Source organism: Flavobacterium sp. N2038, from assembly GCF_025947185.1.
Classification (GTDB): domain Bacteria; phylum Bacteroidota; class Bacteroidia; order Flavobacteriales; family Flavobacteriaceae; genus Flavobacterium.
The window spans coordinates 768,102-790,233 of record NZ_CP110001.1; the positions used below are offsets into that span (position 1 = coordinate 768,102).

A 22,132-nucleotide genomic window follows, 5' to 3' on the forward strand; every position below is an offset into this window, starting at 1 on the left:
GAGTTTTGAAGATATCACAAGCAAAATATAAAGAACTTTTAATAAATAGATTTAGTGGAAACTCCGTACAATTTCATAGTGAGTTCGAGAGAGTAATTAAAGAGCATGGATATTCTGAAGAGATTAAGATTGATTTCTATAAAAGCGCCTTTAAAGCTATCATGAAAAGCTACGAAGAATGGGCTAAGAAAAGTGAGGTAAATTATACTCATGTGGAAGACATGTACAATATTTTTATTGATGCATTAATAGCTGATAAAGTTAACACTAGTGACATTGAACTCGATTTAGCAGAATTTCGTTCGAGAAAGCCTACTAATTTTTTGAATTCTGATTCTTTTGTTCCTGACACTAGATACTACAATGCAAATACAAAATATGGTAGAAAAAAGCTTCGTGAACAGGCGATGAGAAACTATCAAAATGGTTCGCCACAATATAGAGCCGAACAAGACAATATTAAAGCATGGGCAATGGTCATTTTAATCATTGGGGTCATAATTTTTTATTGGTTAAAATCGAAATTTTAAGCCAATTTACCGCCTTTTATTTGTTCCTAAAAGAACAAAGAGAGTTGGGTAAACGCTCAGGGTGTACATGGTCTAAAAACTCGTTTAAAACACTCAATAAGGCTTTATGAATGATGGCTTACTCAAACGTGAGTCGAAAGTCAGTTGCTTTTTTGGTATTTTTTGCGTACCTTTGTGTTAATATGACAAACGGCTGTGGCTAAGACCCACACAAGGTAAAGGCTGGTACTGGCATTGTTGGCATAGAGTACGAAGATACATAGTAGTTAATGGTAACCAATCTATTAACTCGTATTGAGGCAATAGAGTACCTAAAAATAGGTAGTACCACTTTCCGAAAATACGAAAAGGCAGGATTAATTAAACCAATGAGAGCCAACAAGAAAAATGTAACACCACGTAAGCGTTACAGTACAACCCAACTCGATAGAGTTTGGTTATAAGAAAATCGCCTTAAGGGCGTTTTTTTTGGTCATTATTAAAAATTAGAGACTAATTTAGAGATTTGCAGTATTTTTATGTTTATAAACAACTGAATAAAAGATAGTTGGCTATTGTTATTGTACTTAAAAACAAAGTACAGTTAATTGGAAACGCAGGAAACGATCCGGAAATTAAAACATTAGAAAATGGAAAAAAGGTGGCACATTTAACTATAGCCACAAATGACCATTATAAAAATGAAAAAGGAGAAAAAGTGCAACAAACAGAATGGCATCGTGTAACAGCCTGGGGAAAAACAGCAGAAATTATTGAAAAGTATGTTGTAAAAGGGAAAGAAGTTGCAGTTGAAGGAAAATTGACCCACCGTAGTTATGAGGACAAAAACGGTGAAAAAAAGTATGTAACCGAAGTTGTTATAAATGAGATTTTGCTGTTGAGCAAATAACAGTTTGTTTTTAGTTGTTCAAACCCGACAGGTTTTTAAAACCTGTCGGGTTTAATTTTAGGACGAGACAGAATAACAACAGAAGTTGCTGTAAATGAAATTTTGCTATTGAGCAAATAATGATTTGTTTTTAATTATTCAAACCCGACAGGTTTTTAAAACCTGTCGGGTTTAACTTTTTATGGTATTTGCTTATAAAATTGAAGCACCGTTTGTATCAGTAGTAAGCACTTCGCTCATATAATCAAAAAAAGGTCTCATGTTTTTGAAAGCATCCAAAGCCAGTTCTAAAAAATCCGGACTTAAAACTTCGTCATCGGTAAAGCGTTTAATAACCAGAAATTGTTTGTAACGAAGTAAATCGATGGCTTTGTGATTGACATCAAAACCTTTTGGAGCAGTTTTTAGTTGTTCGCCCTGTAAGGTTCCAAAATTGCTGACAAAGCTTTTTGAATTTAATATTTTCTCAAAAGATTCAGAATCGTGATCAAATTCTGTTCTTATACGTTTTAAATCTGCTGCATTTGGTCCCCAAAAACCGCCAGCGAAAAAACTATTTCCCTCTTCCAGATGAAAATAATAGCCACCGCGTCTTGCTGCGGTTGCACGGGTGTAACTGCCTCCCCAAAAAGTTTTAAAAGGTGTTTTGTCTTTAGAAAACCGAATGTCGCGATAAATTCTATATACACTTTTTTTACCCGATTTGGTCTCTAGAACATCTGTTTTAGAAAGTTCATGAAGCAATGCATCAGCAAAAGTTTCGATGTAATTTAGTTCTTTTAAGTAGGTTGGTTTATTTGCATCAAACCAGGGTTTATTATTGTTTGTTTTGAGCTGTTGCAAAAAATCAAGACTGGATTTAGGTATGGTAATTTGGTTTTCCATTTGTTTTTTTAAGTTTTTAAAAAATCAGAAAGTTACAGTACAGTAAAAATAAAAAACCCACCGAAAATTTTGGTGGGTTTTTACTATATTTTGTTAAGCAGTTTTTTTGAATAAATCAAACATAGGACAACGAGAACAGCGTTTCTTTTCGCTTTTCTTGTATTTTTCACAACAAGAAGATTTGCAATTTTCAATCTTCTTAATCTTATCAAGGATTTCAGCTTTTTTCTTTTTCTTTTTATCCTTTTTCTTGTCTTTGTCTTTTTCTTTCTTGCCCAATTTTCCTCTGTATTATAAAAACAGAGGCAAATATATATCAAAAAAGTTATTTTTAAGCGTTCTAAATAAACTTTAACTTTTTTTATTTTGGATTGATTGCAATCGAACTTGTAACTGTTAATTGCTGAATATCACGATCAAACAAGTAAAGTCCGCCTTTGTCATCACCAATTAAGTTGATTTTGTCCAAAATAGATTTCGCTGTAGCTTCTTCCTCGATTTGTTCAGAAACATACCATTGTAAGAAATTATGTGTAGCATAATCTTTTTCTTCAAAAGTAATATGCACTAATTCATTGATAGATTGTGAAACAAAAAGTTCATGCTTATAAAGTTCCTCAAACATTTCTTTAAATGTAGAATAAGAAGTTTTTGGTGCTTTTAAATCTGTAATATGAGCGTGCCCTCCGCGTTCGTTTACATACTTAATTAATTTTAGCATGTGTGCGCGCTCCTCATCTGACTGTGTATACATAAATTGAGCAATTCCCTCCAATCCGTGTACTTCAGCCCAACAAGCCATAGAAAGATAAGTTTGCGAAGATTCTGCTTCTATGCGGATTTGCTTGTTTAAAGCTGATTCAATATTTTTTGCTAGCATAATGATGTCTTTTGTGTAAAATTAACGAAAATAATCGATACCGTTTTTTGCAAATGGTGAAAACATTAGGCATTTGGATTAATTTTTTAATAAGTTTAATTTCGATTTTGAGGTACAGATTTAGAAAACTGAGCTTTGTTTATAATTGGGTTTCCGTTGTCTTCATTCATAAAACCATCTGTAAATTTGCGGATAACATATTTCTTTGAATACAGATCATAATAGCCTAAAATGTAATAGTCTCGTAGTCTAAGAATATGCTCTAGTGCGATGTTTTTATTTTTACTCATAAAATAAAAAACATTATCAATCGCTAAAATTTCCGGTTGTTCGTTGGTTGCAAAATCAAGTTTGGAATCCAGCATTGCATCAAAGAAAACCATTTTGCTTGCATATTGTGAATACCGGTCATTAAAACCTTCAAAAAAATCATTTGGTCTGTAATCAAAATTTGGAACTGAGACTTCAAATTCAGCAAATCCGCCAAAGGTTATAAATGTATTTGTTTTGTTTTTAAAGGCAGAAACACCCACATTTACCATCGATAAATTTCTTAGAAATTTACTGGTTGTTTTTAACTTTTCGGGTCTTTGCCCGTTGGTCTTAATAAAAAATGGAGAATTTTTAAAACGAATAGTATCGTTTTTTGAAACAGAAACGGTTTTGATACTCTTTCCGCTTTCAAAATCTTTTATCTCAAACAAAAGCTCTTCGTTATTTGCATTGATTTGAAACAATTTGTTTTCCAGATAAAAGGAGTTTGACGATGCGGTTTGTTTTTTAGAAACCGGTTGGTCAAATATTTTCTCTGTGATGTCCAGAGATTCCAGATTTAAATCGAAAGCATGTGTTTTCTTTGAGTTATAATCTAGGGTTAGAATAATATGATTATCGAGAACATACAACTTGCTTTTATTGACACTTTTCTCTAAAGGACTAAAATTGTCAGAGTCAATATTTTCGATAGGAAAATATTGAATTAGAGAACTGAATGTAAATCGTTGCCCCTTTTCATTTTTAAATATGAAGGATGAAAAATCGAACATTTTTATTTCACATTTTCCGTTACTAAATTCATAAAGAAGCAAGTGATTCTCGTTTTGTTCCTTGGCGAGAATATAGAAGATGTTGTTTTTCTGAAATGAAGTTATAAGGCTTCCTGAATATTCTGGAAAATCAAAATTTAAAGCTCTGGAAGTTTTTGTTTCAAAATAATATTTAATTATTCTGATGTTTTTAGTAGTGTCTGAGCCCCAGTAAAGTGTTGGATTACCATCTTCGCTAATGCTATGACCAATTAGGCTTCTGTTTTCTATATTGTTTATAGAATCGGTAAGCTGGTCGGTAAGAAATAAAAATTTGTTGTATTTAAAAATAAAAGTGTTCTTATGGTCTGCTGCAAAAACGTAAACATCATGAGTTTTTACATCTTCGGTATTTAAAATCTGTCCATTTTCCAGTGGTTTATTTAGGGGAATAGGAAAAGAGTTTAATACCGTTTGGCTAAAAAGTAATGATTTTGAGAATAATAGAAGAAAAAGCAGTAGTTTTTTCATTGGTGTTTGTAATCGAATGTCTTTCTCAAATTTAAGGAAATTTATGGTATTAAATAAGAAAATCAGAAAGTAAAAAAGCCCTAAATAGAATTTCTATTTAGGGCTCAGGTTTTTATTTGCAGAAGATTTATTTTACTTTAAAAGTAACTCTTCTGGCTAATCTTCTTGCTTCTTCTGAATCTTTTGCAATTGAATCATCAGCTCCTTGAGGAACAACGTTTAGTCTTGAAGACGAAATTCCGGCTTTTTCCAGAATAGTTTTTACATTATTTGCTCTTGCATTTGATAGTTTGTCATTGTAAGCTGCACTTCCAACCTGATCTGCATGGCCAACAATATCAAGAGATACTGAAGGATTTTTTCTTAAATAAGTTAAGACAACATCAATTGCAGCTGTAGAGTTCTCTATTGGAGTAGATTTGTTAAAGTCAAAGTAAACACTGTAATACTTATCGTTGATCATTTCTTTAACAATGTCTTTATCACTAACAACAGTAGTCGTTACAGGTTTTTCTGTAATTACTTTTTCCGGAGTTTTCTTAACCAAAGCTTCCAGATCGGCAATTTTGTTTTCTAATGGTGTAAGATCTGTTTGATCAGAAATTGAAACCCAGTCGGCATGTTTTGTAGCTTTACCTAAGTAAACTTGCAATCCGGCAGTTCCGGTAAAAAGTAATCCGGAGAATCCTTTATTGTTTGTTCGTGACAGACCATCAAAAGTGTGATCCTGATAAGCATTTAGAATTGTAGTGAAATCACCTGTCAAAGCAACTCTGTCTGTTAATCTAATTTGTCCGGTAAGACCTGCCATAACATTTCCTATCAGGTCTCTGTCTTTAAAAGCATCACTTTTTAATTGACCAATTCCAACACCCGCGTGTCCTAATAATCCAATTGTTTTAGTCCATGTTTCAAAATTCATGATACGCCCTAAGTTTGCGATACCTTGTAGGTCTGCTCTGTAGTATTTTGAGTCAAATGGAATAGAACTGTTTTTTTGTTCTGTTAGATCATTGTATCCAAAATCAGCTTTTAAACCAAACTTGTTGTTAAACATATATCTTACTCCAAGATCAACAGTATACGGGCTGATTGTTCTTGTGTAATAAGAATTTGATGTTAACGGGCGTTGAGGCTTGTTAAAACCACCCGACAATTCAACAGACCATTTATTAAAATTATCTGCCGTCTTAGTTTCAGTTTGTGCATTTACAGACATAATGCTTAAAGCTAATGCCAGAGTAATTACAATTTTTTTCATTGTTAATTGAGATTTTATATTTTGGCTCAAAAAAACAATTAATTGTAAGAATTATACGTTACGATAAGTTTTAAATATAACAGAATAAGACTACTTTTATGGCGTGAGTTTAGTGGTTCATCAGGTTTTGAAAAGTATCAACAAATTGTCCAAGATGCAAACCATCCATTAAACCATGGTGTACATAGACAGCCATAGACATGGTTTTTCTTCCGGTTTCTGATGTCATCATTTTTCCAAACGAAACTTTTGGACAACTATCCGGATAAGTAAAACTGCGCGCATGGGTAAGCGAAGTAAAATTTAGCCATGGAATGGCAGAAAAATGAATGACATTATCATCATCAAAAGATCGGGTAAAAATTCCGGTGGTGTTTTGAATTCGCTCAATTTCGGCTAAGGCATTTTGCTCAAAGATTTTAAAGTCAGGATTATATTCGATTAATGAAAATCCAAACGTGCCATCTTCGCGGCCAATAGTTGCCGATGCATCAACGCGGTCATTGATGTATATTTTGCCTTCTGAGATTCTATACCTAAAGTTTTCAATTGCATTTACAGCAACTAGTGTTTTGTGCAGGTAGAAAATGAAAAAAGAAGCGTTTGTACTTTTTGCGGTTTGATACGCCTTGGTACAATCGATTTCGACAGTGGCGCCAAAAAATGGCTCTTCCATCTGGCTAAAGTGTGCAAAATGCTCTTTTCTATTCCAGTTTTCTAAGTCTAAAAGTGTTTTCATTATATTAAATTTGGAACAACTTCTTTGATTGTTTCAAATGAACTAAAGTGTTCGTGTTCTATGGTATGATTGATTTTTTCGTGTTCCCAGGTGGTGTGAAACGGAATATGTACAGCATATCCGCCAAGTCCAAGAACCGGAAGAATATCTGATTTTAAAGAATTTCCGATCATCAAAAATTCATGTGCCTCGATGTCTAAACGGCCTAAAAGTTTTTGATAGTCAATTTCCTGTTTGTCTGACATTACTTCGATATGATGAAAATAATGTCCTAAACCTGAACGGTGTAATTTGCTGTGCTGATCTTTTAAGTCGCCTTTTGTAGCAACGACCAGTTTGTATTTTCCGTGCAAAGCCTGCAAAGTTTCTTCGATTCCGTCCAGAAGTTCGATTGGTTTTTCTAGTAATTCTTTTCCGTATTCGATGATTTTTGCAATTACTTCTACCGGAATTGTATTGTTTGAGATATTCATTGCGGCCTCAATCATGGAAAGAATATATCCTTTGATTCCATATCCGTATAGAGACAGATTTGCAATCTCGATTTTAAACAATTCCTGCGAAATACCCTGATGCGAAAGGTAATCTTCCATCAAAGCGCAAAACTTATGTTCTGTTTCCTGAAAATAAGGTTCGTTTACAAATAAAGTATCATCAGCGTCAAATGCGATTACTTTTAAGTTTGGTATTTTAGTTTTATGTAACATAATGTTTTTTGTTTCAGGTTTTATTTGTTTCAGGTTTCAGGTTTTTTCGCCACGAATTACACGAATTGCACTAATTTTTTTGCCACAGATTATTGAGATTAAAATGATTTTTTATCTGCTGATCTGCCAAATCTGCGAGAGAACTTTTTTTCCGCCACGAATTTCACGAATAATCACTAATTTTTTACCACTCTTGATAGCAATCGGGATAAAAGATTTCAAAGATTTTAAAAAAATAAGCAATGTTAATCTGCTTTAATCTGTAAAATCTGCGTGAAACTTTTTTCCGCCATGAATTTCACGAATAATCACGAATTTTTTTGCCACAGATTACTAAGATTAAAATGATTTTTTATCTGCTAATCTACTAAATCTGCGTGAAACTTTTTTCGACAGTAAATTTAAAAATCAATCAGCGAAAACCCGTTTAATCCGTAAAATCCGCGGGCAAACTATTTAGAAAACACCTTCTTTAAAGAAATCGTTTTATCGTAAAATGTAATTCGGATTCCGAAAAGCAAAATAATTCCGCCGAAAACCATTTGTAAAGTTATTTGTTCTTCCAAAAATAACCAAGCCAAAATAGAGGTAATTACTGCCTGACTTAACAAACTCAACGAAACTCGCGTTGCGCGCATGTGTTGCGTGGCATAACTGATAGAAAGCCAGGCACACAATTGACAAATTACTGCCTGAAGCACTAACACAAACCAGCCAGTATCTGAAAATCCGGTAAAAGGTTCGTTTAAGAAATAACAAAGAATTCCCAGATAAATACTCGAAGCAAATAAACTAATAGTCATAAACGACAAAACATCAACCTGAGAAAGTACATTTTTACTAACCAGAAGATAAATCGAATATAATATTCCGGACAGAACCGCAAACAGAAAAGCCTGATTGAAATTAAGATCGATAAAAAACTCAAAGCCCACTAAAGTCACCATCCCGAAAAGGGAAACTATCGTACCAATCCAGAAATTGGTTGCGGGTTTTGATTTTAAAAACAGAAAAGATCCAATACCAACCCAAACCGGAGATAAATTCGTAAGCAATGATGCCTGTGTGGCGCTTGATTCCTGAATAGCGATATTCCAAACTGCAACATCTGAGGAAAATAATACACCGCAAAGTATTGCCAAAAGTGTAAATTTTAGATTCGGAAGTTTAAAACTTTTACTCAAAAGCGTATAAGGCAAAAGTAAAATAACGGCAAAAAACATTCGGTAAAAAGCCGAAATTAATCCTGGTGTTAAACGTAATTTAACCAATATAGGAAAAATCGAAATGCAAAGAATGCCGCAGATTAGAGCTAATCTTGGTTTGGTAATTTTCATGAAGAATTTATTCTAGTATTATTTTTCAAAGATAACGCACAAAGCAACTACTTTGAAAGTAAAAAGCGTGAATAGGTTAGAAATGTTAACCGATTCACGCTTTTTGATTACTTTATGAAGTTTAATTAATCTACAAATTTTCTAATAGTATATTCTTTGGTCTTATTATCATAATATCCTAAATAATAAGCGTCTTGCATTTTAAATAAGGTTTGAGAAGAAACCTCTTTATTGTCATCAAAAAAGGTTCTGATTTTATCAAACGCTAATGGTTTTAAGTCACCTTTTATATTATTTCCTTCACTATCAAATAAACCTTCAATTTTTACCACTTTTCTGTTAGCATAAGAATTGAAGCTTTCCATTGTTGGGCTAAGGAATGCTGCACCTATGATAGCTCCAATAAAACCAAATTGATTTGCCGTTGTTTGTCCCGCACTTTGCCCGGTGGCGGAAACACCCCCAAACGTAATTAATGTATTTTCGCCAACATGATAACATGAAAGACCAGAATGTAAGTTGTTTACCTTTCTGATAAACTGTGCAGAGGTTTCAAGAGTTCTTTTTCCTCCAAAATCTCCACCCTCCTGATAAATTTCAGAATTCTTAAATTCTATAGGATTGGTTGCATTTGCAGAATGTTCTTTTAGGATGTTATCATCAAGATCTTTTATGGTAAAATGTAAAAGTTTTGATGAGGTTTTTATCTGATAAAGTTTATCGTTAAAGTAAAATGAATTAGAGTTCAGAAACCTGCGATCTTCGGGTATAGGTTGTTTTTTAACTATTTTTTCTTTAGCAGTAAATGTTTTTAGATCAATAACAAAAACCTGAGTAAAGTCAACATTTGTATCAATCGTTATTGTAATTTGTTTTTTATTAAAATAACATTTTCTCTTTTTAGCTCCATCTGTCAATGAGGTTGGGTCTTCTGGATTTATATACTCAAAAGTATAAGGAAACTCAAAAGGAAGTAAGTTTTCGCTTAAAACACCATCTAAATCTGTTTTCTCATAGTCTTTAGTTAAAAAGTGAGAACCTCCTAATGAAATTATCCTTTCACGGTAATTTCCGTTTTTGTCAAAAATATGAAGTTTTAAATTATTGCTTTTCTTTATAAAAGTTAAAATATAGAAATTATCATTTTCACTAAATTTTTGTAAAATCTTCTGATCTTTCAAAACAAGAGTATATTTCTGTGTTACAACTTTGTGGTTTGGAACGTCGTATAGTTGAGCAAAAATTTCTTCATAATCATCAGATGACCAAAATAAACGTGTGTTAGTGTTATCGACATTATAACCAATCATCATATCATATGTTTTAGTATCCGGTCTTTCGGTCGAAACACTGTCAACAATTTGCATATTTTCGTTAAGATGAATTGCTTTTACTTTTATTTTATCGCTTAGAAATAATGTAACATCTTTTTTTTCATTATTAACAATTTGAAAAATGTCACGATTCTTTTTTAATGCGATTGGGGTTGAGTTTATAATATCTTGCGAATAAGACAGTAAACTATTTAAAAGGAGAGCGGAAAAGAGTAATTTTTTAAGCATTCTTTAGTTAGGTATTTTTATTTTTTTGGCGAATATCTTATTTTTTTATCAAATGAAAAATATAAAACGCGCAAAACCCTCGTTTTAGGTGTGACTAAATATCTAAAAGATAGATTTAGGGCAGTTTCCTGCTCCATCACCTTGACGAGGGTTAGCTTATTTTAATTTTCGAAAAAGTTGTTAAGTCGCTTTTTCAACTTTACGGCAAGCCTTCTCGATTTGTTTATCCGAAAACGGTTCGAGTGTTTTGGCAAGCATAGTGCTGGTTCTAATGCAACTTAGCATTTTGGTTCTGAGATCGAGATTATTTCCCATTTCGGTTTCAAGAAAAATCTTGAAAATTTCGGTTAAATGATCCGGTTGTTCTCTAAATTCTCCTTCAAACCAAAGGTCTGATAGGAATTTTGCCATCGATGGCATTACATCGTGGTGTGTCGGTTTTTCATTTTCTTTTGTCATATACGAAAATATTAAACGCACGAAACTCTCGCTTTAGATGTGACAAAATATCCTTACAGATAGATTTTCCCGAGTTTCCATAGGGTCATCATGGCGAGAGTTCGCTTATTTTAACTTTTATTAAAGTTTCAATATTGTATGTAAGGTTTTTTGTCACTACAAACTTACAATTATAAACTTGGATAAAAGTAAAAAACATAAGAAATTTCTCATATTTTTTATATTTCGACTCTTAGAATTTATTTTACTTTTCTGTTTTCAACATCTTGACGATTATCCCAGAATGAAACTATTTCAATTTGATTTTGATTTATTTCGTAGAATACTAGATAAACTTTCAAAGAAATAACACGAGTGATTTTATTTGAAGTAAGTCTTCCAATCAATTCTGAATTTGAAAGTGTCTCTAGTAAATCTTCAACTTCGTCTAGCAGTTTTAAGCTGTAAGTAGGACTTTCATTTTTAATGAAATAATATTCAAGAACATTTTCCAGTTGAAGTTTGGCTAGAGAAGACCAGACTATTTCTTTTTTAGCCATTCTCTCATTTCTGAAATTACTTCTTCATTTTTATGAAAATTGCCGCTTTCAATTTCCATGCGACTAGTTGCAATTGCTGTTTTTTGATCATTTGACAATTGATAAAGTTCTTGCTCAGATGAATCAAAAATAGTTTGAAGTGCATTTAGAAAATTCAAATCGTTAGAATCTTTGATTCTTGAGATTAAATTCTTTTTTATTTGTGCAGTCAAGTCCATAATGTCTCTTATATATACTCAAAATTAAAGATTTATTCTTAGATAGAATAAATGATTTTGATTATTTATTCAATTGTATCTAAATAAAGAAAGTTATCTGCCAGATATTTTAGGCAGATAACTTTCTCTTCTTCTTATTATTTGAAATATTTTTTTAATTTACCGTTTCACCGTTTGGTGCATCGGCATCTGGATTAATGAAAACCAATTTTCCTTCTGCATTTGTAGTCATTAAGATCATTCCCTGGCTTTCAACACCGCGTAAAGCTCTTGGAGCAAGGTTTGCTAATACAGAAACACGTTTTCCGATGATTTCTTCTGGAGAAAAACTCTCTGCAATTCCCGAAACGATCGTACGAACATCAATTCCTGTATCTACTTTAAGAACTAAAAGCTTGTTGGCTTTTGGCATTTTTTCGGCTTCAAGAATTGTTCCTACACGAATATCCATTTTGGCAAAATCCTCAAACTGAATTAAATCTTTTTGTGGTTCTGGTTGTTTGCTTTCGGCAAGATTTGCGGTTTTTGTAGCTTCCAATTTATCTATTTGTTTTTGTATTTCTTCGTCTTCTATTTTTGCGAAAAGCAATTCTGCTTCGCCAATTTTATGTCCAGCCGGAATTAAATCTGAATTTTCAGAAATATCATTCCAACCTAATGTTTTATCAAGAATAATGTCTTTTGCATCACGATCTTTCTCTTTTAGAAACTTGCTAAATCCAGCAAAATGTTCTTTTAGATCACCTAAATTCAGGATTTTAGACAATTTAGTTGCTGTAAAAGGTAAAAATGGTTCTGCCAAAACGCTCAAAGCTGCAGCGATTTGCAAGGCAACATACATTTGAGTTTTTACACGCTCCGGATTGTCTTTCATTATTTTCCAAGGCTCTTCGTCTGCAAGATATTTATTTCCTAAACGAGCCACATTCATCAATTCTCCCAAAGCTTCACGGAATCTGTAACGCTCCACCGAACTTGAAATTACAGCCGGATAGGCTTTTAATTCGGCTAAAGTAGCTTCGTCAACTTCTGTAAACTCATTTGGCGTTGGTACAATACCTTCGTAATATTTGTTGGTTAAAACAACCACACGATTAATGAAGTTTCCAAAAATAGCAACCAATTCGTTGTTGTTTCTTGCCTGGAAATCTTTCCACGTAAAATCGTTGTCTTTTGTTTCGGGAGCATTAGATGTCAAAGCATAACGCAGAACATCTTGTTTCTCCGGAAATTCTTCTAAATATTCGTGTAACCAAACTGCCCAGTTTTTTGAAGTCGAAAGTTTGTTTCCTTCCAAATTCAAGAACTCATTTGCCGGAACGTTGTCTGGTAAAATATAACTTCCTTCGGCTTTTAGCATTGCCGGGAAAATGATACAGTGAAAAACAATATTGTCTTTCCCGATAAAGTGAACCAATTTGGTTTCTTGATCTTTCCAATATGGTTCCCAGTCTTTTCCTTCGCGTGCTGCCCATTCTTTTGTAGAAGAAATGTACCCGATTGGCGCATCAAACCAAACATATAATTTTTTGCCTTCGGCACCTTCAACCGGAACATCAATTCCCCAGTCAAGGTCACGTGTTACGGCGCGAGGTTCAAGTCCGCCATCAACCCATGATTTTACTTGTCCGTAAACGTTAGGTTTCCAGTCGTTTTTATGTCCTACTAAAATCCATTCTGTTAGGAAATCAGTATATCTGTCCAAAGGTAAAAACCAGTGTTTTGTTTCTTTCAAAATCGGAGTTTCTCCTGTAATGGTCGATTTTGGATTAATCAAATCGGTTGCGTTCAAGGTAGATCCGCATTTTTCGCACTGATCTCCGTAAGCTTCCGGATTATCACATTTAGGGCAAGTACCTACAACAAAACGGTCTGCTAAAAACTGATTTGCTTTTGCATCGTACAATTGTTCGGTAACTTCTTCAATAAAATCCCCTTTATCATACAATGTTCTAAAGAATTCTGAAGCCGTATCATGATGAATTTTTGCCGAAGTTCGGGAGTAATTATCAAACGAAATCCCGAAATCTGAAAACGATTTACGGATAATTCCGTCATATTTATCAATAACTTCTTGTGGCGTAACTCCTTCTTTTTTTGCTTTCATTGAGATAGCAACACCGTGTTCATCGCTTCCGCAAATAAATGCAACATCTTTTCCTTGCAAACGCAAGTATCTCGAATAGATATCTGCAGGCACATAAACCCCCGCCAAATGCCCAATATGGATTGGTCCGTTGGTGTAAGGTAATGCTGCTGTGATAGTATATCTTTTTGGATTCTGTATCATCTTTCAAATTTATTGAGTGCAAAAATAAGCAATAGAATCGAGATTTTTAAGTTTCATGGAGATTCGCTGAGATTTGATAGAGATTCGCTGAGATTTTTTTTAAGGAAATGAGAATTAATATGAACCGTTCCTACGGAACTCTTTCTTTGATAACATTTCATCATCAACGGATTAAAATCCGTTGCTACAAAATAAATCGTTCCTCTGGAACTTTTGCATAGAGAGCCATTGGCTCGAACTATATTGTAGCAACGGATTTTAATCCGTTGAAAAAATGCCACAGAAAACAAGAGTTCCGTAGGAACGATTCATATATAGAATTAGTTAATCTTTGATGCAAAACTCCATTAAAATAGAACCAGTTTAAACTAGCATTCCAATAAAAATCTTCAGAATATATTTCGCAATCTTTGCCTTCCGAAAAAAAAACAAAAATAAATATATGAGCAAGACAAAACTAATCATCAATAAAAACGGATCAATCAAAATAGAAGGTGATTTTGAAATCATGGATCCGGAAGGAACAGTATACGGATTACAGGGAAGACAAGCACTTGGTCTTTGTCGTTGCGGATTATCTGCAAACAAACCATTTTGCGACGGTGGTCACAGAAACAATTTCGAACACGATTCTGTTGCATTTGATTTACCTCCAATGAAAACAAACTAAGAATTTTATAGTTTAAATATCCTGAAACCGCATTATTACTGATGCGGTTTTTTTATGCTATAATTTTATCAAAAGTAGGTTATTACTTAAGAAAACAACATTACTTTTGTGTTGATTTTAATATACCAAAAATGAAAAAACTTATAATACCACTATTGTTTTTGTTTGTTAGTGCAAGTTATGCTCAAGCACAAAGAATTATTTCCAGCGATTGGGTGGCTTTTCGTCAATCAATAGATATTCAGACTTCTGTAAAGAAAAAATTTAAAGTTATTGCTTCTGCAAAAGTAGAATCTGATGAACCACAGGCATGGTCAGGAGTTTTTGCAAGCGTCGAGAACAAAAATGAAGAAGATGGTTTTTTTGATAATATGTACGATAGACCAATAAAATCAAAAGAGTGGCAATCATATACTGTTGAAGGAACAATTGATGAGAACAGTAAATCATTAAGTTTTGGAGGAGTTTCTTCTTTTAACGGGAAGTTTTATTTTGATAAATTTCAATTATTTATTGAAAATGCAAAAGGAGTTTTTGAACCTGTAACAATTTTAAACTCAAGTTTTGAAGTCCCTGCAAGCGATCCGGTTATTCCGAAATGGACTGTGGGCGTTGGTAAAATAAGAAATGTAAAGGTTAAGGAGTATACCATCTCTTCGGATAAATCAAGCGTAGACGGAAAACATTCGTTATTAATTCAAGGGAGTGGTATAGTAATAAAAGAAACCGGAAAAATAGGGAACGTTCCAGGCGCTTCGCCAAAAATTGGCGATATGATTTCGATGCTTGAAGATCTTAAAGATCGTGTAGAATTTACGGTTAAGAATATGGATCAATATGAAATAGATTATTTGCATGATGAAAAAGCAAACCGAATTGGAGCACTTGTAATGCATTTGGCTGCGGCCGAAAAATACTATCAGGTTTTTACTTTTGAAAACAGAGAATTTAACGAAGAAGAAAAGAAGAAATGGGACACTGCTTTGAAACTCGATCAGGGCGCACGAGATGAATTTAAAGGGCATGATATTCAATATTACCTGGATATTTATAATGAAGTAAGAGCAAAAACAATTGAAGAATTAAAGAAAAGAGACGACGCCTGGTTTGCCGAAATTCAAATGAAATATGATATAAGCAATCAATATTGCTGGTTTCACGTTATGGAGCATCAGTCAAGCCATTTAGGACAGATTTTGTTTTTAAAGAAAAGAATTCCGCCTCAAAAACCACCACTAAAAGTATTGGAACAGGAGATTAAGAAATAGCATTATAGAAAAAGCGACATTTTTGAAATGTCGCTTTTTTTATATTATAAAGATTTCTACTTGTTTTCTCGTGAGAAAATTAATTGAGTATCGATGCTAAGGGATTGCAGATCAGATTGCAGAATTTTAAGTCTGGATTCAGAACCACTGTCGAGACAAAAAAGATTGTTGTCTTTCATTGTTTTTAAGGTACTCAAATCTAATTTCATGTGGTTTTTCAATGCTATTAGTTTTGATTTTTCAAGCAGGTTACTTTCTGTTAAAAAGAGATTCTAAATTTTTTCTTCTTCTTCATAATCATAAGTTATTTCATTGTTTTCCGAGCAACAGGGTACCAGTTTTCCTGTTTGTTTATCTACAAGTAAAGGTGTATTTCCAGCATAAATATATGTGGAATCCCGGTTTTCATTTTGCCAAAATTTAGAATCATAATAGAAAATCCAACCATACGGTTTTTCAACAGTAAGATGATCCAGAATAACAAGAGAGTCATTGTCTAAAAGTTTTGAATGCTCTAATAAATTATCAGAAACAATTTTTCTTGCTTGTTCGAAAGTGAGCATAATAATTAATTGTATTTATAAATAAAGCTCTCCTTTCATTGTAATAATCGACGAACCGCCAACCAGAATATCATTTTCTCTATTCATAACTTCGATAAGAGAGGGGTGATTTAATTTTACGCCTTGCAGGATTTTATATTCGGTATTGAGTTTTGCCTGTTTTTTTGAGGTCAGAAATCCAATTAAAGGACCGGCGGCCGTTCCTGTTGCAGGATCTTCATAAATTCCGATGATCGGATTAAAAAATCTTGCTTCGGCAATGTTTCCTTCTGGCTGATCTGAAATCGTAAAACAATAAAACCCTTCTGATTGGTATTCTTTTGAAATCTCGATCAGGAGTTTATGATCCGGAACACAGTCATTAAGAATCTGACTGTTTTTTATAGGAACCATCGTATGGGCAACTTCCGTTTTAACAATTGTAGGCACGAAGTCATTGCTGTCTAAATCTTCAATTTTTAAACCAAGAGCCACAGCAATTTTATAAGTTGGAATTTCGGCTTTGATAACGGCCGGTTTTTGATGCATTTGTACAATGGGATCAAACGTAACCGAATCAAAACTTACGGTTAACGGTATTGGAGCGTTTTTCATCATTACAAATCTGCTGTTGGCAGGCTGTTCATCAAAAATAGGCATTCTTTTGAGCAAAGCGCCACAAACCGCACCAAGTAAATTGTGTCCGGCGCCATCAATTTCGATTCCGGTTGGAGTAAAGGAACGAACATTTAACGCTTTTTGTGCTGTAGAATAGTAAACAAATGAGGTTTCGGAGTAACCAAACTCTTTGGAGATATTTTGATAGGTTTCTAAATCTAAATTGCCATTGGTAAAAACCACTGACAACGGATTTCCTTTGTAACTTTTATGTGAAAATACATCTAAAACGTAATATTCTAATGCTGTTCTTCCGTTCATACTTTTTCTTTTTAGCTGAAATTTTTTAGATGGAATAAATTTACGTTTTATTTATAACATTTATAACATTCGTTTTTGTTCAGCACTTACATTTATTGCCTTTTCAAGTCTCGAAAGTCTGGTTTTTTCCTGCTTGGCGGTCATAATCCAGTGAATCATAACCTTCTTGTAAGACGGTGCTTGTTTTTCAAAATAATCCCAGGCAACCTTATTGTCTTTAAATAGTTTTTCGAGTTCAGGATCGAGAACATAAGCTTCATTTTCATGGGAGTAAATTTTGGATCTTTGGTCAGATTTTAATTCGAAAGCTTTTCTGCCTTCTTCCATCATCAACCCGGCTTTTGTTAGTGTTTCGACTTTTTTAATGTTGATAGCACTCCAAATACTTGATTTTTTTCTCGGTGTAAACCGGATTGTGTAACTTTCTTCATCAACAGATTTTCGAACACCATCAATCCAGCCAAAACATAGTGCCTGATCTACAGATTCTGACCACGACATAGATGGTTTTTGGCTATTCACTTTATAAAAACCAACCAAAAGTTCGGTTTCTTTTTGGTGATGCTTTTCTAGCCATTCTCTGAATTTTTCTTGTGTTGGGAAGAAGGTTGGGATCATTTAATAATAAATTACAAGTTTACAATCATTCTAATTAAATTTTACTTTATCATTCATTGTTAGTTAGTATTCCATTATCATATACAAATAATTTTCTTTCAGGAATTATTAATTTAGGATGTATATCCAACAGATCTCTGAAGAAACCATCAGTTAGTGAAAAGCACCAGTTTTTACCATTATCATTTGAAACCATCAAAAGATAAGCTTCGGAAACCGTTTTAATGGTGTCTTTTTTTAAAATTGTCGTCATTTGAACACTGCATTGAAGTTCATTTTTAGTTTTAAATATTTGAGAATGGGCTCCGGCAATTACTTGGTCCATATTTACTCCCTTTGTTTTAAGTTCGTCAAAAAGAAATTTTAGTCCAATTGTAACACTGTCTTTACTGTTGTAAACATATTTTACGATTTTTGGAGAAATAGTATTTGCCAGCGAACGGTAATCTTGAGCTATAAATAATTTTTGTATGTTTTGGATCTGAAGATTAAGTGCATTCTCCTGATGCTGATTGAGTTTGACCTGCGCGTTTCCGAAGGCAAATGACAAAAGAATTAAAAAGAGATAGAAGTTCTTCATTACAATAAGTATAAAATTTGTAAAGACGTATTAATGGGCTAAAATAAGCTTTTTCGTATCAAAATGATATTACAAAACTAAAGTTCTATTGATAAAGGGTTCCTAAGATTGAATAGCTCATTCGCCAATTTTGGAAATGCAAAAAAAAATATTACCAAAACTATCAGTATTTATCCGAAATTTGCAAAAGAATTCCTGAACAAAAAGCGATTAGTAAATTAAAGATTAGAAATCATGGGAAAAGGACCCGAAAAGAATACTAAAAATAAGGCTTTGCATACCAAATTGCTAAATCGCAAAAAGGCTAAAATTCGTGAGGAGAAAGAAGCACAGAAACTTCGTCTGAAAGCTTTGGTTGCAAAAATAAATGAACAGAAGAAAAATGACCAATCCGAATCAGGTAAGTGATTTGTATTAGTCCTCTAGTTCTTTCCAGCAAACGTCAATTTCTCTTTGAATTTGTTTCTCCAGTTTTGGAAGTTCATTTAAGATCCAATACAGTCCTTCTTTAGTTAAATAAAACTTGTTTTCAGTAAGTTTAAATTCCATAGCTCCTTTTATAACCGAAATCATTTCATCGATTTCGGATGTTCCGTTTGCAAAGTTGGGCGCAATTAAATACTTTAAAATTTCTTTTTCATACTGAGGTTTGTAATGCAAAACATGACTAACTAACGGGAAGTAGAAGTAAAAGTAGGAATTTGTATTAGAGGCAAATTGTATTTTGTGTATGATTGTTATTAAAGCATCCGATTCTAAATCTGTGGTTTGAAAGTCCAGTTTCTTTAGAAGATCAAAACAAATTTTGGAATTAGGCAGTATTTTTCCAACCTCTTCAAGATAAGAAAATGTTTTTTCAAAGCTAGTACGCTTATTATTTCCAAAAAGGCTGGTAAAGCGCTGTATTGTCTCTTTCATTATAAATATATTTATTTTAAATCTACACGTTTTTTTTGAGTTGTGTCTATTTGGAAGTTTTAGGACGAAAAAGTTTCAGATAGCGCTAAAATACACTTTTTCTATTTTGTGATTAGAGAACTAACCTCTGATTTCTTCTGTAAAACAAGCGCTTATTAAGGATAAAGACATTGTCTCTTTTGTTAGCGAAGCTAAAGCCAGAAGTAGAACCCGAAGGTAATGCTAAAAAATATTCTCATTTCTATTATTATTTCGCCGAAATTTGCAAATCAATCTAAAAAAATCAAGATGGAGGAATTCGGCAGAATAATAGTTTCAGAAACAGCAATGAATAGTGAGAATCCGCAGGATATTATCAATTCAAATATTTCGGTAATCAATTTAATGCGTGAAGAAAAAGTAGATGACGATTTAATTCACGAAGATGCCTTGATGAGTTATTATCTGGATTTTTATGTACAGCAGTATACCGAAGGTAATTTTTCGCAGTTTGTGTATAATTCGGGTTGGAATAAAGAACTGAATGAACTTATCGAAGAAGGTTTGGCTTTAATTGGTGCCGAAAAACATTTAGAATTGTTTCAGGCTCAGGCCAAACGAGTGAAATTGTTGAGTACAGTTAAAATTGGTAAATTCTTAAAAGGCAAATTCGAGGGCGTAAACCCAACAAGAGATTTACTGAACAATAACACGTTTTTTGATTTAGATGAAAATCTTACAGATCTAAATGCGAACTTCCTGAAAAACCATCCAGATTTTGAAGTGCTTCCGGTTGATGAAATTTTTGCAGTTCTCGAAGAATTTGTTGGGCATGAAATAAAGCGAGCTTAGTTTTTTTAGGTTCAGAGAGGCAAAGAAGCAAAGGTTCAAAGGTTTTTTTACCGCAAAGTCGAAGCCTCTTCAAGAGAAATAAAACTTTGCGCCTTTGCGAGATTAAAAAAATACTTTAGAAAACTTTATTAGACGCGAGATTAGTTTAAATTTCTTTTAAGAAAAATTTAGCGAATCTTTGCCCGGTCTTTGTATAGTTTTATGGAATAACTTTATTAATTTAGTTTGCAGCGATTTACTCAATTAAAAATCTTAAAATGAGATATAAATACTGCCAGATATTGCTTTTCCTTTTTCTTCAAATAGGGTTTTCTCAAAATAAAATCAATCTTTTTTCAGAGATTAATTATAATTCTATTCCAGCAGTTTCATTAAGCGATTATAAATCAGTACAAGAACGAAATGTTCAGTTTCAAAATCCCAATATTGCCTTAGGAGTGGGTATTTCGGGTGGTGGATCCAGAGCGCAGTTTTTTAGTATGGGCGTTCTTTTGGGATTAGAAGAAATTCAGGAAGACAATTCAAGTCGTAATTTTTTGAATGAAATCGATTATTTTTCAACTGTTTCCGGAGGTTGTTATTCAGCAGGATATTATCTCACGATTCTGAAGAATAAATTGCAATATGATAACTGCTCTTTTAACGAATTTTATTTCTCAAAAGCCGATGCATACAAATCAGATGTAAATAAATCGGCAACACTTTTTTCTCTTCTTAATAATAGCCGAAACGAAAAGGGTGAAAAAATCTCAATGGCACAAAGATTAGATTTAGAGGTTTTGCAATACGACAGTACAAACCCTAATAATCAGAATAAGTTTAAAACCCAAATGCTTTTGTCTGACTTTTTTATTCCGAAAGACAGTAAACTAAGTCCGCAATTGCCTATAATGGTTGCTAACGGAACGGCGTATAATAACGGAGAACGTTTTCCGTTTATGCCGCATATTATTCGTGCTTTAAAAATAAATTCGTCTTTGGCTCCCAATAAAGCGTCGCTTCCGCTTGACGGAAATGAGATTAGTAACGGATATGATTTTCCGCTTACTTATGCCATTACGGCAAGTTCTGCTTTTCCGGGTGTTTTACCTAAAACCAAATTCGGAATCAAAAATCAGGATAAAATTTTATGCGTGATCGATGGTGGTGCATCTGATAATATGGGATACGAAACCCTGATAGAATTGCTTCACAATGATACAAAAGTAAAAGACAAAAATAAAAAAGCGCTCTTTATTGATTGTTTAGGGCAAGGAAAGAAAGCGCCATTTATAAATGATGAAAAGATCCGATTGATTTCGTTGCTGGAAACAGCATCTTTATATACTGTTCAAACCCGATATATTACTTTTGAAAGAGATGTTGAAAATGTTCTGGACAGATATAAAATCCCAACTTCAAATTATCAGATTATTGGTTTTACTACTTTACGCGACTATTTGTTGAAACTGGAAAAAGATCAGGCTTACGAAGATTTGGTAACGCAGCTTAAAAGTACTGATGACGAAGCGGCAAGCTGGCTTAAACTTCACGATGATTTTAGAACACAATTAATTGTAAAATTTGGTTCGCAAAGTTTTAAAAATGACAAAAATGGCGAAGTACAGCTTTCTAGTTTAGATAAAGAGAAATTTAAAGATTTTGGTGCCAGCGAACTTTTAATGTTGTATGAATATGCCTCGCATGTAGAAACGAAGTTAAAAATAACACCCGAAGAAAAAGAAATGCTTTTATTGGCTGGTCGTGTTGCCGTTTTCATTAAAACAGCAGAACTTAAAGAGTTATTGGTGGAACAGAAGTGATGTTTTGAGGCTTACACTGGATAATAAGAAATCTCATGAGAGATTCAGCGTTAAAACGGAAATAGCTTTTTAAAGTTGTTTTCGTTTTTTTATTCATGCGGTTCAGCCATAA

Annotated in this window: 24 protein-coding genes; 7 read left to right on the forward strand and 17 right to left on the reverse strand. The window is 33.2% G+C overall.

Annotated elements, in window-relative coordinates:
• The first annotated feature begins 5 nt into the window (after positions 1–5).
• Positions 6–530, forward strand: a complete 525-nt coding sequence (locus tag OLM51_RS03350) for a hypothetical protein (RefSeq protein ID WP_264552992.1) — start codon at positions 6–8, stop codon at positions 528–530.
• A gap of 547 nt (positions 531–1,077) precedes the next feature.
• On the forward strand, positions 1,078–1,419 hold the full coding sequence (locus OLM51_RS03355) for a single-stranded DNA-binding protein (protein WP_264552993.1): 342 nt from the start codon (positions 1,078–1,080) through the stop codon (positions 1,417–1,419).
• A 192-nt stretch (positions 1,420–1,611) separates the two neighbouring features.
• Here the strand turns inward: OLM51_RS03355 and OLM51_RS03360 are convergent, their stop codons facing one another.
• From OLM51_RS03360 to metG, 12 genes are all read right to left on the reverse strand, one after another.
• Positions 1,612–2,304, reverse strand: coding sequence for a DUF2461 domain-containing protein (locus tag OLM51_RS03360; RefSeq protein WP_264552994.1), 693 nt, complete (start codon positions 2,302–2,304; stop codon positions 1,612–1,614).
• Between the two features lie 361 nt (positions 2,305–2,665).
• Positions 2,666–3,184, reverse strand: a complete 519-nt coding sequence (locus tag OLM51_RS03365) for a ferritin (protein ID WP_264552995.1) — start codon at positions 3,182–3,184, stop codon at positions 2,666–2,668.
• Between the two features lie 95 nt (positions 3,185–3,279).
• Positions 3,280–4,740 (reverse strand): hypothetical protein, encoded by a 1,461-nt coding sequence (locus OLM51_RS03370; protein ID WP_264552996.1) that lies wholly within the window; start codon positions 4,738–4,740, stop codon positions 3,280–3,282.
• A gap of 127 nt (positions 4,741–4,867) precedes the next feature.
• The gene (locus tag OLM51_RS03375; RefSeq protein ID WP_264552997.1) at positions 4,868–6,001 is read right to left on the reverse strand and encodes an OmpA family protein; all 1,134 of its coding nucleotides are present in this window, start codon (positions 5,999–6,001) and stop codon (positions 4,868–4,870) included.
• Positions 6,002–6,110: 109 nt separating this feature from the next.
• Positions 6,111–6,740: a chloramphenicol acetyltransferase gene (locus tag OLM51_RS03380; RefSeq protein ID WP_264552998.1), complete on the reverse strand. Its 630-nt coding sequence runs from the start codon at positions 6,738–6,740 to the stop codon at positions 6,111–6,113.
• Positions 6,740–7,447, reverse strand: a complete 708-nt coding sequence (locus tag OLM51_RS03385; protein ID WP_264552999.1) for an HAD family hydrolase — start codon at positions 7,445–7,447, stop codon at positions 6,740–6,742. The genes OLM51_RS03380 and OLM51_RS03385 overlap by 1 nt, the downstream gene beginning before the upstream one ends.
• 452 nt (positions 7,448–7,899) lie before the next feature.
• A complete protein-coding gene (locus OLM51_RS03390; RefSeq protein WP_264553000.1) occupies positions 7,900–8,784 on the reverse strand; it encodes a DMT family transporter in 885 nt (294 codons plus the stop codon).
• Positions 8,785–8,909: 125 nt separating this feature from the next.
• Positions 8,910–10,346, reverse strand: a complete 1,437-nt coding sequence (locus OLM51_RS03395) for a hypothetical protein (protein WP_264553001.1) — start codon at positions 10,344–10,346, stop codon at positions 8,910–8,912.
• Positions 10,347–10,526: 180 nt separating this feature from the next.
• The gene (locus OLM51_RS03400) at positions 10,527–10,805 is read right to left on the reverse strand and encodes a hypothetical protein (RefSeq protein ID WP_264553002.1); all 279 of its coding nucleotides are present in this window, start codon (positions 10,803–10,805) and stop codon (positions 10,527–10,529) included.
• Between the two features lie 239 nt (positions 10,806–11,044).
• On the reverse strand, positions 11,045–11,344 hold the full coding sequence (locus OLM51_RS03405; protein ID WP_264553003.1) for a type II toxin-antitoxin system RelE/ParE family toxin: 300 nt from the start codon (positions 11,342–11,344) through the stop codon (positions 11,045–11,047).
• On the reverse strand, positions 11,326–11,562 hold the full coding sequence (locus OLM51_RS03410; protein ID WP_264553004.1) for a hypothetical protein: 237 nt from the start codon (positions 11,560–11,562) through the stop codon (positions 11,326–11,328). The genes OLM51_RS03405 and OLM51_RS03410 overlap by 19 nt, the downstream gene beginning before the upstream one ends.
• A gap of 154 nt (positions 11,563–11,716) precedes the next feature.
• Positions 11,717–13,852 carry a methionine--tRNA ligase gene (gene metG, locus OLM51_RS03415; protein ID WP_264553005.1) on the reverse strand — a complete coding sequence of 712 codons (2,136 nt, stop codon included), beginning with the start codon at positions 13,850–13,852 and terminating at the stop codon, positions 11,717–11,719.
• A 442-nt stretch (positions 13,853–14,294) separates the two neighbouring features.
• Between metG and OLM51_RS03420 the strand changes: the two genes are divergently transcribed.
• Positions 14,295–14,522 (forward strand): CDGSH iron-sulfur domain-containing protein, encoded by a 228-nt coding sequence (locus OLM51_RS03420; RefSeq protein ID WP_264553006.1) that lies wholly within the window; start codon positions 14,295–14,297, stop codon positions 14,520–14,522.
• Between the two features lie 131 nt (positions 14,523–14,653).
• Positions 14,654–15,790: a DinB family protein gene (locus tag OLM51_RS03425; protein ID WP_264553007.1), complete on the forward strand. Its 1,137-nt coding sequence runs from the start codon at positions 14,654–14,656 to the stop codon at positions 15,788–15,790.
• A gap of 272 nt (positions 15,791–16,062) precedes the next feature.
• On the opposite strand, the gene OLM51_RS03430 is transcribed toward OLM51_RS03425, so the two are convergent.
• Genes OLM51_RS03430 through OLM51_RS03445 form a run of 4 tightly spaced genes read right to left on the reverse strand, consistent with a single transcriptional unit; the run spans position 16,063 to position 18,469 of the window.
• Entirely contained in the window at positions 16,063–16,353 is a 291-nt protein-coding gene (locus OLM51_RS03430; RefSeq protein WP_264553008.1) for a hypothetical protein, read from the reverse strand.
• Between the two features lie 15 nt (positions 16,354–16,368).
• Entirely contained in the window at positions 16,369–17,271 is a 903-nt protein-coding gene (locus OLM51_RS03435; RefSeq protein WP_264553009.1) for a PhzF family phenazine biosynthesis protein, read from the reverse strand.
• 60 nt (positions 17,272–17,331) lie between these two features.
• A complete protein-coding gene (locus OLM51_RS03440) occupies positions 17,332–17,889 on the reverse strand; it encodes a YdeI/OmpD-associated family protein (protein WP_264553010.1) in 558 nt (185 codons plus the stop codon).
• A 49-nt stretch (positions 17,890–17,938) separates the two neighbouring features.
• The gene (locus OLM51_RS03445; RefSeq protein WP_264553011.1) at positions 17,939–18,469 is read right to left on the reverse strand and encodes a hypothetical protein; all 531 of its coding nucleotides are present in this window, start codon (positions 18,467–18,469) and stop codon (positions 17,939–17,941) included.
• 234 nt (positions 18,470–18,703) lie between these two features.
• Here OLM51_RS03445 and OLM51_RS03450 point away from each other — a divergent pair, with 234 nt between their 5' ends.
• Positions 18,704–18,877, forward strand: a complete 174-nt coding sequence (locus OLM51_RS03450; RefSeq protein ID WP_264553012.1) for a hypothetical protein — start codon at positions 18,704–18,706, stop codon at positions 18,875–18,877.
• 6 nt (positions 18,878–18,883) lie between these two features.
• Here OLM51_RS03450 and OLM51_RS03455 read toward each other — a convergent pair whose 3' ends face one another.
• Positions 18,884–19,387 carry a hypothetical protein gene (locus tag OLM51_RS03455; protein ID WP_264553013.1) on the reverse strand — a complete coding sequence of 168 codons (504 nt, stop codon included), beginning with the start codon at positions 19,385–19,387 and terminating at the stop codon, positions 18,884–18,886.
• Positions 19,388–19,675: 288 nt separating this feature from the next.
• Here OLM51_RS03455 and OLM51_RS03460 point away from each other — a divergent pair, with 288 nt between their 5' ends.
• Positions 19,676–20,218, forward strand: coding sequence for a DMP19 family protein (locus tag OLM51_RS03460; RefSeq protein ID WP_264554271.1), 543 nt, complete (start codon positions 19,676–19,678; stop codon positions 20,216–20,218).
• A gap of 257 nt (positions 20,219–20,475) precedes the next feature.
• On the forward strand, positions 20,476–22,020 hold the full coding sequence (locus OLM51_RS03465; protein WP_264553014.1) for a patatin-like phospholipase family protein: 1,545 nt from the start codon (positions 20,476–20,478) through the stop codon (positions 22,018–22,020).
• Positions 22,021–22,132 lie beyond the last annotated feature (112 nt).